The organism is Lacinutrix jangbogonensis (assembly GCF_000797445.1).
In the GTDB taxonomy this organism is placed as follows: Bacteria; Bacteroidota; Bacteroidia; order Flavobacteriales; family Flavobacteriaceae; genus Lacinutrix; species Lacinutrix jangbogonensis.
In genome coordinates, this window is the sequence record NZ_JSWF01000033.1 from 63,378 (window position 1) to 75,855 (window position 12,478).

General features: G+C 32.3%; 10 protein-coding genes and 1 pseudogene. 4 read left to right on the top strand and 7 right to left on the bottom strand.

Annotated features, from left to right (window positions below; all coding sequences use genetic code 11):
- The 4 genes from RH82_RS13695 to RH82_RS13710 all read left to right on the top strand — a co-directional run bounded on the left by RH82_RS13695 (position 1) and on the right by RH82_RS13710 (position 7,501).
- Positions 1 to 3,558: an ABC transporter permease/M1 family aminopeptidase gene (locus RH82_RS13695; protein ID WP_034061518.1), complete on the top strand. Its 3,558-nt coding sequence runs from the start codon at positions 1 to 3 to the stop codon at positions 3,556 to 3,558.
- Between the two features lie 178 nt (positions 3,559 to 3,736).
- The gene (locus RH82_RS13700) at positions 3,737 to 4,708 is read left to right on the top strand and encodes an NAD(P)-dependent alcohol dehydrogenase (protein ID WP_034061519.1); all 972 of its coding nucleotides are present in this window, start codon (positions 3,737 to 3,739) and stop codon (positions 4,706 to 4,708) included.
- 334 nt (positions 4,709 to 5,042) lie between these two features.
- On the top strand, positions 5,043 to 6,083 hold the full coding sequence (locus RH82_RS13705) for a hypothetical protein (protein WP_034061521.1): 1,041 nt from the start codon (positions 5,043 to 5,045) through the stop codon (positions 6,081 to 6,083).
- A gap of 2 nt (positions 6,084 to 6,085) precedes the next feature.
- On the top strand, positions 6,086 to 7,501 hold the full coding sequence (locus RH82_RS13710; protein ID WP_034061523.1) for an MBOAT family O-acyltransferase: 1,416 nt from the start codon (positions 6,086 to 6,088) through the stop codon (positions 7,499 to 7,501).
- Positions 7,502 to 7,554: 53 nt separating this feature from the next.
- Here RH82_RS13710 and RH82_RS13715 read toward each other — a convergent pair whose 3' ends face one another.
- From RH82_RS13715 to RH82_RS13730, 7 genes and pseudogenes are all read right to left on the bottom strand, one after another.
- Positions 7,555 to 8,292: a hypothetical protein gene (locus RH82_RS13715; protein ID WP_034061524.1), complete on the bottom strand. Its 738-nt coding sequence runs from the start codon at positions 8,290 to 8,292 to the stop codon at positions 7,555 to 7,557.
- A 6-nt stretch (positions 8,293 to 8,298) separates the two neighbouring features.
- A complete protein-coding gene (locus tag RH82_RS17940; protein ID WP_052158348.1) occupies positions 8,299 to 9,276 on the bottom strand; it encodes a serine hydrolase domain-containing protein in 978 nt (325 codons plus the stop codon).
- A pseudogene (locus RH82_RS19015) lies at positions 9,266 to 9,502 on the bottom strand (serine hydrolase domain-containing protein); the annotation flags it as partial. The pseudogene RH82_RS19015 and the gene RH82_RS17940, both read right to left, overlap by 11 nt.
- A 171-nt stretch (positions 9,503 to 9,673) precedes the next feature.
- Positions 9,674 to 9,856 (bottom strand): hypothetical protein, encoded by a 183-nt coding sequence (locus RH82_RS18890; protein WP_052158350.1) that lies wholly within the window; start codon positions 9,854 to 9,856, stop codon positions 9,674 to 9,676.
- Positions 9,825 to 10,355 carry a class I SAM-dependent methyltransferase gene (locus tag RH82_RS18895; protein WP_241148069.1) on the bottom strand — a complete coding sequence of 177 codons (531 nt, stop codon included), beginning with the start codon at positions 10,353 to 10,355 and terminating at the stop codon, positions 9,825 to 9,827. Before RH82_RS18895 ends, RH82_RS18890 begins: the two co-directional genes overlap by 32 nt.
- Positions 10,315 to 10,500, bottom strand: a complete 186-nt coding sequence (locus RH82_RS18900; protein WP_052158352.1) for a hypothetical protein — start codon at positions 10,498 to 10,500, stop codon at positions 10,315 to 10,317. The genes RH82_RS18895 and RH82_RS18900 overlap by 41 nt, the downstream gene beginning before the upstream one ends.
- A 297-nt stretch (positions 10,501 to 10,797) precedes the next feature.
- Positions 10,798 to 12,471 carry a glycerol-3-phosphate dehydrogenase/oxidase gene (locus tag RH82_RS13730; protein WP_034061525.1) on the bottom strand — a complete coding sequence of 558 codons (1,674 nt, stop codon included), beginning with the start codon at positions 12,469 to 12,471 and terminating at the stop codon, positions 10,798 to 10,800.
- Positions 12,472 to 12,478 lie beyond the last annotated feature (7 nt).

Genomic DNA, 12,478 nt, shown 5'->3' on the forward strand with positions numbered 1-12,478 from the left:
ATGTTTAAGAAATTATTACAATTCGAAGTTTTCTATCAGCTAAAACAACGTGCGTTTCCAATATTTTCGCTTTTGTTTTTAGCATTAGGAGTGTTTGTGGGCAGGAATGGTTTTGCTTCAGCAGGTGTGAATTTTAACGCTGTTTACCAAGTATACTTCAGCACAAGTATATTTACTTTAGGCAGTGTATTCATTATTATGTTTTTTGCTATTAGCGCCATGTTAAGAGATAGACAACACAATATGGAAGGTTTAATTTATAGTTCTTCAATAAAAAAAGCACATTATTTTTGGAGTCGTTTTATAGGTACATATGTTTTTAGTGTATTGGCTTTTACACCTTTCATTTTAGGGTATATTATTGGAATTAATTTTTTTAATTTAGATCCAGAACGTTTAGGTGATTTTCAATTAATGACCTATTTGCAACCTTGGTTATATATTGTATTGCCTAATATTTTTATCATATCTACCATTGTGTTTTCTGTGAGCACAATCACAAAAAACAGCACAGCAACCTATGTAAGTGCCGTTTTTATTTACATGTTATATTTTGTGAGTTCTATCTTTCTTAATTCACCTTTAATGGCACAGGCTGTTCCTGCATCTCCAGAAAGTATGGCCATTGCAGCTGTTGCAGATCCATTTGGAATTGCTGCCTTTTTTGAGCAAACGCAATATTGGACGCCGTTTCAAAAAAACACACAATTACTCTCTTTTTCAGGCTTGTTTTTATGGAATAGATTGGTTTGGATATTGGTTTCTATCGGCGTTTTATTAGGGACTTATAAGCTATTCTCTTTTAGAAAAATTTCTAAAAAAGTAAAGAAAGAACCAAAACAGAAAAAGGAGCAACTCCAACTATTGGCATATCAACCAAAAGAAGCATTACATAATTTTAAAGCTCAAAAAATGGCATTCTTTTCGCTGTTAAAATTAGAATTGAAGAGTGTTTTTAAAAGCCTACCATTTATAGCTGTTTTGTTAATGTGGTTGTTTATTGTATTCTCAGAATTATATTCAACAGTAGTTAGTGGTGGCGAATATGGAGTAAGCGTATATCCATTTACAAATCAATTAATAGATTTAATTGTAGATCCGCTATCCATCTTCAGTTTGATATTAATCGTTTTTTATAGTGCAGAGATTGTTTGGAGAGAACGTAGTTTAAATTTCAATATAATTGTGGATGCAACACCAGTAAAAAACTGGATATTTTTTATGTCTAAGTTTACTGCATTAGTATCCTTACCAATGTTATTAATTACTTCTGGAATATTAATGTGTATGCTGTTTCAAATCAGTTTAAATTATACGGACTTTGAATTTGGCTTGTATGCTTCATTATATTATCATTATGGTGTACAGTTAGTCGTGTTTTCTATGATCGCTTTATTTATAAATAGTTTTGCCAAAAGTAAATATATTGGCATGGGTGTTTTCGGCTTGATTGTACTGTTATGCATGAAATCTGATATGTTAGGATTACAACATCCATTAACAAGTCTTGGGTTTATGCCAAGAATTAAATACAATAATATGGATGGCTTTAATGGTGCTTCAAATCTATTTGATCACCTAGCACTATATTGGTTTGCTTTTGGTTTGCTATTAACGGTATTATCTTTTAAAATTTGGAATAGAGGTATCGTTTCAAGCTTTTCTGTAAAACTAAAACAACTCCTTTCTGGTTGGTCTAAGATTCAAAAATTAACGCTATCCCTTTTAGTTGTAATGTTTATAGGTGCAGGAAGTTTGGTTTTTTACAATGTAAATATTATTTCTGAGTATGAAACGATGAATGATCGATTAGACTTTAGTGAAAACTATGAACTAAAGTTTAAGAAATATGAACGCATAGAAAGATTATATCCAACTTCAAAAAAGACAGAAGTTGCTATCTATCCAAAAGAGAGAAGTTATACTATTAAGGCTGATTATATGTTGAAAAATAAAAGTGATCAACCTTTATCAGAATTATTCATCACAGAAAGAATTCCGCTGGAGAATATCACTATAGAAAATGCACGTTTAGTTACTCATGATACTATTTATGGAACGTATTTATTTCAGTATAAAAAACCTTTACAGCCTAACGATTCTTTAAGATATACCTATGAATTAAAGAAAGAAATAAAAGGCTATGAAAAAGACAATTCCATTGTAAACAATGGTACTTATATTAATCATAGAAATTTTGAACCTATTTTAGGGTATACTACTGGATTAGAAATTTCAAATAGAATGGAGCGTCAAAAAAGAAATTTACCTGAACGAGTACAAGACAATAATTCGGCCGCACATATTGTATTAGAAGATGTTAAATTTGAAAAAGTAAGATTCGAAACCATTGTTTCTACAAGCAGTGATCAAACTGCAATAAGTTCTGGTCGTTTAGTAAAAGAATGGTCAGACAATAATAGAAACTATTATCATTATAAAACTAATGAGAAAATTATACCAGGAGTCGGTTATTTTTCTGCTAATTATGCCTCTAAAAAAACAAATTACAAAGGCATTGCAATTGAGCAATATTATGATGCGAATCACGATTTTAATGTTGAAGACATTGAAAACAGTATAAAACAAACCTTGGATTATTGTAAAGAAAATTTTGGAGACTATGCTTTTGATCATTTAAGAATAGCAGAAGTTCCTTCACATTGGCCATTTGGTGGATTTGCACATCCAGGAGTTATAAGTATGGTAGAAGACAGATTGTATTTGTCTGACGTAAGCAATGAGGAAACTTTTAATGTGGTTGCAAAAAGAGTTATTCATGAAGTTTCACATCAATATTGGGGACATACATTAAATGCAAAACCGGTTGCTGGTGGTTCTTTATTGGTAGAAGGATTTGCGAAATATACGGAAGCCGTTGTGCTAGAGAAAATGTATGGCAAAGGCGTTTTGTATACCTTGAGCGAAAATGTTAGAAGCAGATATTTTACAGGAAGATCTTTTGCTGGTGAAACCGAGCCTCCAGTTTATATGGTTAATGGTCAATCATACATTGCGTACGGAAAAGCATTAACTGTTATGTTAGCCTTAAGAGATTTAATAGGAGAAGAACAGGTAAATAAAGTCTTAAAAACGATTACAGACAGACATCGTTCTATCAATAAATTGGAAGCAAATACAATTGAGCTATTAAATGAGATCTACAAAGTAACACCAACTAAACAGCATATATTAGTTAACGATTGGTTTAAAAAAGTTGTTATTTATGATCTTGGAATAGAAGAAAGTTCTTATAAAGCATTGGCAAATGGTACTTATGAAGTAACTGTTAAAGTAAAATCAAAACGTTTTGAAACGTTAGATAGTGGCGAAATCAAACAAATCGCAACTGATGAACCTATTAAAGTAGGTGTTTTTACAGAGCATCCATCAAATGTAAAAGATGATGGTTCTATTCTATATTATGAATCAAATCAGATCAATAAAGAAATGACTGAGTTTAAAATAATTGTAAAAGAGAAGCCTAGTTATATTTCTATTGATCCTTATGGAACACGATCTGATGAGAATTTAGTGGATAACCTAATGAGATTATAGAATGTTTCAAGGGTAAATGTGTGCTCATAAAACAAGAGTTAAAAACTTGAAATTTGTAAAAAGATAAAACACTATTACCTAAAATGTATAAATGCAATAGCGATTTGGGTTCGTACTCAGATCGTTTTTGTTTTTATTAAATTTCGTAACAAAATGAATTGCCAATCGTTTTAACAATATGAAAGCAGCAGTATTTACAAAATATGGACCACCTGAGGTGGTTCAAATTAAAGAGGTAGACAAACCAACGATTAAAGAAAATCAAGTATTAGTTAGAGTGTCAGCAACGGCCGTAACTTCTGGTGATGCCAGAATACGAGGCTTTAATATTCCGCTTGGGTTTAGAACGCTTTCAAGATTAATTTTTGGGATTACAAAACCAAGAAAACAAGTGTTAGGTGTTGTTTTTTCAGGAATTGTAGAAGCAATTGACGAAAGGGTAACCCAGTTTAAAGTTGGAGATGCCGTTTTTGGTGCAAATAATAATTTCGGAACTCATGCCGAATATATTGCTATTCTTGAAAGAGAGTCTATGGTATTAAAACCTTCTAACATTGATTATACTCAAGCCGCTGCAGTGCCATTTGGAGCACTAACCTCATTAAAGTTTTTAAGAGATTTCGGGAAAATTAAATCTGGACAGAAAGTACTTATAAATGGTGCTTCTGGAGCCTTAGGTGTCTATGCCGTGCAATTGGCTAAACATTTTGGAGCAGAAGTTACTGGAGTTTGTAGCGCTATAAATTTAGAATTAGTAAAATCTTTAGGAGCAGACCATGTTATCGATTATACAACGACCGACTTTACCTCAAATAATGAAACCTATGATATTATTTATGATACGGTTGGCAAAATTTCATTTTCACATTGTAAAAATTCTCTAAATGTAAATGGGCGTTTGTTGTTAGCGGTTGCTGGAATATCTCAGTATTTCAAAATGCTTTCAACAGCTTTGATAGGAAATAAAAAAGTAGTTGCTGGAGTTGCCATCTTTAATAAAAAAGATTTGAATACGATTAAAGTTCTACTCGAATCGGGAGAACTTAAATCGGTTGTAGGTAAAAGTTTTCTTTTAGAAGATATAGTTGAAGCACATCGTTATGTTGATTCAGGGCATAAAGTAGGTAGTGCTGTTGTTACTTTAGACTAAAGCGAGAGCATAATAATATTCAAATAAAATCATAGCGTCGTCCTAAAATAGGTTGATAGGGTTTTACAATATCAAATTAAACCGTTGAAGTTCAATTCAGCGGTTTTTTTGTTGTTTATAAATACTTTTTAAACGAAATTTAAGTAGAATAATAGTGAGGTGTGGTACTGTATTTTGTTAAAAATCAAATTAATACAATATTATACTTGCGAATATTTTATATATTTAACGACCTCTTTGTTAGATCAATTGTCATAGTAGAATGCATAGTTGCTTCAAAAGAAGCAAAACGAAATGAGATAATACTATACGTAATTCTAAAAATCATCTAAAAATGAAACTAAAAAAATCATTAATACTTACTTTTATAATATGTAGTATTGGGCTTATTACTTGGGAAAGTTATTGGCGTTCTCAGGGAAAAATAGCAGATTTAGACGATAATAAAGATCTTTGGGCATTACAAAGAGCAAAAGTTGAAAACTTATCTAAGAATGGAGTTCTCTTAATGGGATCTTCACGTGTTCTTTTTGATTTTCAATTAAATGAATGGCAAACAGAAACTGGAATTAGACCCATACAATTAGCATCTGCAGGAGCCTCACCGCTACCAATTTTCCATGATATTGTAAATAATACAGGTTTTAAAGGTACTGTTTTGGTTGGTGTAACTCCTGGATTATTTTTTTCTACTACGTATCCAGAAGCTGGACCTTGGAAACGGGCCCAAAGGAGAGTTGATTATTTTGAAAACAGGACTTATGCGCAACGTATTAATCATTACTTGTCAATGCCGCTTCAAAACAACTTGGCACTTGTTTCTACTAGTGAAGAAGGTTGGGCAGATGATATTGATTTAAAATCGTTACTAAATAATTTTAATTCAGGAACTAGAACTGGAAAACCCCAATTACCTCCTTTTAATGCTTTCTCTTATATCGATCAAGACAGAAATAATCCAATGCGTGAAAAAACGGCAACAGATACTATTTTTGCGAATTCAATAAAAGCTGTCTGGAAGTTTATAATCATGGGCAACAAAAATCCGCCAGAAAAAGAGGCGACGACCAACTTTTTTGTTGCGGATGCAAAAAAATTCATGAAAAGAGGAGGGAATCTAATTTTGGTGCGTTGTCCTTCTAGTGGCTGGATAAAACAAGGTGAAGATAAATTTTTATCACGTATTGATTTTTGGGATCCACTTGTAAAAGCGACCAATGCTAAGGCTTATTATTTTGAGGATTATGACAAGTTTAAAAACTTGGAATGCCCAGAATGGTCTCATCTATCTGCTGAAGATGCTAGGTTTTTTACAACTGAATTAGTAAAAATAATGAAAGCAGATGGCGTACTTTCTAACTCTAAAACCAACTAATCATGTTATTCAATTCATTAAGTTTTGTAGTATTTTTAGTTATTGTTTTGGCACTCTATTATTCAAAATTATTTAAATGGACTAATAAAAAGCGAATGCTGCTTTTGGCTAGTTATGTGTTTTATGGTTTATGGAATCCACCTTTGGTTATTTTACTTTGGATATCCACAGCAGTAGACTGGACAGCAGGAAAGAAACTAGCACTAGAAGAAAACGAGAAAAAACGTAAATTTTGGTTGCTATTAAGCATGTGTGTCAACCTTGGGTTTTTAGGCTTTTTTAAGTATGGTAATTTCCTGTTAGATAATTTTACTTCATTAATGAATTCTTTTGGGATAGAATACCAAGCACAACCCATGGACATCATATTGCCTATGGGAATTTCCTTTTACACGTTTCAAACCATGTCTTACACAATAGATATGTATAAAAAAAGGATTGAGCCAGCCAAAACATTTTTAGATTTTGCTTTATATGTTACCTTCTTCCCTCAATTGGTGGCAGGGCCGATTGTAAGAGCAAAAGATTTAATCACTCAGTTTTATGAAGAAAAGAAAGCGACCACTAACCAGTTTATTTGGGGTTTGTTTTTGTTTACCATTGGTTTATTTCAAAAGGTAGTCATGGCTGATACCTTATTATCTGATACCTCTGACACTGTTTTTGGTTCAGATAAATTATTACATGGAGTCGATGCTTGGATTGGAACATTAGCATTTTCTGGTCAAATATTTTTCGACTTTGCAGGTTACTCTACCTGTGCAATTGGTATTGCGCTAATGTTAGGTATTATTTTACCTGATAACTTTAGATATCCTTATGCTTCTTTAGGGTTTTCGGACTTATGGAGTCGTTGGCATATTTCTTTATCGAGCTGGTTAAAAGATTACTTATATATTCCATTAGGTGGTAATCGTCATGGAATTACTAGAATGTATGTTGCTTTAATGCTAACAATGCTTTTGGGAGGCCTATGGCATGGAGCAGCTTGGACATTTTTAGTTTGGGGCGGTTTACATGGCACGTATTTATTACTAGAAAAATTACAAAAACAATATCTCCCTTTTAAAATCACAAAATGGAATGGCATCTTTTTGGCATTCATTACATTTTCTTGTGTAAATATTACTTGGGTGTTTTTTAGAGCAAGAGAGTTTGAAACCGCATGGAATATGATAAAATCTATGTTCTATATGCAAACAGATGGCGAAAAGATTCTGGGTTCGTTCGATATCATTAAGGTTAGTGTCGTGATTGGAATTTTATTTTTATGTCATTGGATCATGCGAAATACATCTATGAAAGCACTCTCATTAAAAACCTCACCTTGGGTTTTAGGTGTTATTTGGGCCATTATGTTTTTCTTGATAGTAATTGCTCAAGGAAGTGGTGAACAGTTTATTTACTTCCAATTTTAATACTATAACTTTAGAGATATTAAATAGAATCAAATTGAACTTGATGCATTTTTTTATGTTTCTAAAAAAATAGAATCTAAATTATCTTTTTCTATTTCTGCGATCAAGTTAACTAAGTTTTGTTGGTCTTCTTTTGCTAATCGGTTGAAAATTTTATCACCTTCCTGTATCATTTCAAGGCCCATTTCAAGCCCTTTAATTTGGCTTACAGAGTAAGCGTCTTCTTTTGCTTTCATAATAAGAATTAAATAATGAATAACCTCTTTTATTTTTTTAATTAGAATTCTATCATGTAAAATTTCAAATAGGGATTGGGAAGTCTCAATAAATTTCTCGATTTCTTTACGCGATAATAATTTTATAAGTGCATCTATCTTTGAGGGATTATAAGGTGCTTCTATTTTGTTTTTGATGGCTTCATCGACAAGATTATTTTCAAAATTTGTTGCTGCTTTGAATGTGTTCATTGCATTTAATCCTGAATTTAATATTTTGGGTAGATGTCTTCCATATCTAAAGATTAATTTGGCAGCATCTAATAAAATTCTTAATAATTTTTGAGGATGCTTGATATAATTATCTAGACTTTTAAAGGCCTCGTTTAATTCTGCTCGCGTATTAAATTCTGGATACATGTAATTTAGGAAGTAACTCCTAAGTAAGTTTACGGTCTCCTCATCTATAGATTCAGGAATTCCATATTTGTCCTTGATATTTTGATATTGATATCGTTTATAAATAGTATTACGATAGCCTTCAGTTATATCTTCCAAAATTTGATCTCTAGTCATCTGCTTTTATTTTCTTTTACCTGTCCAATGAGAGGTGAATTGTCTTCCTTTAGAATATGAAATTCCAAAAACCTGATCTCCATCAATATAACCTGAATGATAATATGTATTCTCACGGTCTTGGGTAGTGAATGCAAAAATCAAAACATCCCATTCGATATTGAAAATTCCGGATTCAAAAGATGCTCCATAAAACGTACCATTAAAGTTTTTACCCAAAATTGGCGTAATCACAAATTCTTTTAGATAGGGTTCGCTTTTAGGCGATGGTCTTAAGTCAATAACCCAAGTACCTTTTGTGCTCTCTATACTCAAGGCTTTTGGTTCTTTGTTTTTTTTTGGTTCTGGTATGGTTAATTGTTCGCCTTTACTTGCAAGATAAAATTGTTCAGACATTTCATATAAATTAGTAGCGTTAGTGTTACTAAATACAATGATACTTTTCTTATTGTCTATACTATGTATCCAATTTGCTGTAGCTCCTAAAATTGCTCCAGGACGATAAACAAAGTCCTCTTTAAAATTTCCATATCCTTTTGAAAACCAAAACCCAAAAGCGACGTTCTGCAATTCAAGATTAGGGGAAATCATTAATTTAGTTGTTTCTTCGTTTAATAGCTGGTTGTCGAAGATAGCTGTGTCGAATTTTAATAAATCTTCAACGGTAGAATATATTGCACCTGCTGAAAAGTAATTTTCAATATAATAAGGTTCATCTGTTGCAATGGTATTATCGGTTTCATTCATTGTATAAGAAGCTGTGAGACCCATAACAATGTCATTAGATTTTAAAACACCTGTGCTGTTCATTTGCAACGGTTTCAGTATTCTATTTTGTAATGCTTCGGCATAAGTTGCTTTAGTAATATTCTCTATTATTTTTCCTAAAATGATATACTCCGTATTGCCATAGTTACTTTTAGTACCCGGAATTTCGGTGATATCTCCACTACAATATACTTTTATAAAATCGTCAATATTCATTTTTTTTCTGATAGGGTTCTATACCTAATAAATCTAATCGGTTTGGTATTCCAGAACTATACGTTAGAAGGTTTTTAATAGAAATTTTATCTTTTCCGTTTCCCTTATAATTTGGGAAATAATCACCAATTTTTGCGTTTAAATCAAGTTTTCCTTCTTGGTGAAGTTGCAAGATTAAGACAGCCGTAAATGTTTTCGTGATAGCGGCAATCTTGAATTTAGATTTTGTGTTTAATGCTGTTAGCGACTGTCTTTTTACTTTTCACATCGCGCGTTCTTGTAGGTTCGGTTTTGTGAGAACTAAGATAATATAAAAGGCAGAAAACAATTGTTTAGCAACACCGATTTTTCCAAATGAAAATCAGTTGGAATGAATCATACTTGTTTTAGGTTGTGTTTATTTTTGGTACACACCACTTCTAAGTTCAAGTTCACCTGTCTTCAAATGGCCTAGAAGATTCATTAGTTTTGGTTTTGTCGTTTCTCCCATAAGAACGTTGAGTCCCATTTTTGGAGGCCCAAATTCTTTTAGCCTAGCAACGAGTGCATCAAAAAAAATCAATTCCTGCTTGAGTTTCATTAGTAGATTGTTCTTGTGTTAAACCAAACGCTTTCAAAAAACTATCTATTTCATCTGCTTTGAATAAGAAGCTTTGATTGCCATTACTGGCCCAAGGCATTGGATAATTAATTACTCCATTTTCTTTTCTAAGAATATCGTAAAAAAGAAAATATCCACCTGTTTTCAATACTCTATTTATTTCGGAATAAAATTTTTCCTTATCTGGGATATTCATTTGAACATGCCGTGTCCAAACGACATCAAAGCTATTGCCATCGAACGGCAATGCAGCAGCATCTCCTGGAATACATCTTGTTTTGGTCTTTAGGTTTACGAGTTTGGATAGCTTATTAGCTGTTCTAATGTATTCAGTACTAAGGTCTATTCCTGTAGTTTTACAATTATATTCATCAGCAAGCATTCTACAAGGTCCTCCTAATCCACAACCTACGTCTAAAACATTAAGTCCATTTAGTTTAATTACTATTAGCGAGTTCTTTAGAGACTGTTGCTTCACGCACATGAAACTCATCGGTACCTGAAATATCAGACCTTTTTACATTATCCAAAGCAATGTTTTGCTCTTTAAGACGATCGAGGATATCTTCGTAAAGCCCTATTTTGCGATAATGATTTTCTATATTTTGGTTTAGGCTTTCCATTATATCAGGTTTTAGTGAGTTTTAATAGTTGCTAACAGTGAATGTAAACGGCGTTTTATACCTTTTGGACTTTGGCTTAGTTCCTTTTTTTTAGGATTACCCATAATTAAAAAGGACTTTTTTAATTGTTTATTCTTTAAAGATACTAAATTATTTAAAACACTTTTTTTTACGGTTTTGTGTCTTGGTTTTGATGTGTGCTTCAGAAGCTATTTTAAAACAAAAATTAGCACTAAAAGTTACGCGTCAAAGATGATTTGACGTTATCTGCGAAATAAAACTAGAATAGTGAATCTTTTATTTCAATTCTTCCTCATAAAAATGAGTAGCATCTTTTAGAAGGATATTTAATATTTTTCTCTCTTTTTTAATGCGAGTAGTATCCCATTTTAAGTATTTGGAACAATCTTTAATAATTAGTGTTTCAAACTCCGAAATACTAGAAATATTAAAATAAAGTCTTCCTGTTCTTCTTACAAAAAAATCGGCGAGACTATTCGCCATTTCATGATGGATACTATACCATAATTCGGCTCTTATTAGTTTGGCTTCTGGATTTTTATTCGAAAAAACCTGCATCTGTTTTACTATAATATCTGCTTGTTTACCATAGTTTGAAGTTAAATACCAAGCAAAATAATCATTTTCTATTCCAACGTCTTGAAGCTTTAATTGTAATTTTTTTTGATATTTTTTTACTTCTTTAGAAGAGGTCATTGCATGTGTTGTAAGCGCAATTTTTTCGGTATACGATTCTTTAAGTTTTGAAACTTGTATAGAAGTCATCGTTTTTAAAACGGCATCAATCACACGATGTGCCATTTTTCTATACCCTGTTAATTTCCCTCCTGCAATAGAAATTAAGCCGCTTTTAGAAATAAACAGTTCATCTTTTCTAGATAACTCCGAAGGCTCTTTTTCTTCTTCATGTATTAAAGGTCGCAATCCAGCCCAATTAGATTCAATATCTTTGTCGGTTAAATTAAGTTTAGGAAACGCTGCATTTACAGCGTCTAATAAATAACTAATATCTGATTTTGTGGTAACGACATGTTCTAAATCTCCAAAATAATTGGTGTCTGTGGTGCCAACATAAGTGGTGCGTCCTCTTGGTATTGCAAAAATCATTCGACCATCTGCCACATCAAAATAAACCGATTGTTGTAGCGGGAATTTTTCAATAGGAAAAACAATGTGTACACCTTTAGTGAGATGCAAATATTTATTGTTTTTAGAAGCATCTTTCTCGCGTAATATATCTACCCAAGGCCCGGTTGCAGAAACAAAATTTCTAGAGGTAATGTTAAGTGTTTCTCCCGAATTATGATCGATACATGCTATGCTTTTTATTTGTTTTTTAGTATTGTAGATGAATGTGTTCATCTCACAATAATTAAGAATCGTTGCTCCAAATTCAGATGCTTTTTTTAGCAACTCTATAGTTAATCGCGCATCGTCTGTTCTGTATTCCGAATAGTAACCACTACCAAGAATGGTTTTAGCATCTAGTAATGGTTCTTTTTTTAAGGTTTCCTTTTTGTCTAACATTTTCCTACGATCGTCACCTTCTACACTTGCCAATAAATCGTAAATTTTTAATCCAATTGAAGTCATCATCTTACCGTAAGTGCCATCTTTAACAAGAGGTAAAAGCATCTTTTCAGGTCTAACTAAATGTGGTGCTAATTTATGTACAATAGTACGTTCTTTGCCAGATTCCCTTACTAATCCAATTTCTAATTGCTTTAAATAGCGCAAACCACCATGAATTAATTTTGTGGATTTATTACTTGTACCTGATGCAAAATCATTTTTTTCTATCAAACAGGTTTTCATGCCACGTGAAGCTGCATCCAGTGCAATTCCTGCACCTGTAACGCCGCCACCAATAATGACAAGATCAAATTTTTGAGTAGTTACTATTTTAATCTGTTCGGCTCTATTAAGTATGGAAAATGGTTTCGCTTTCATAACTATT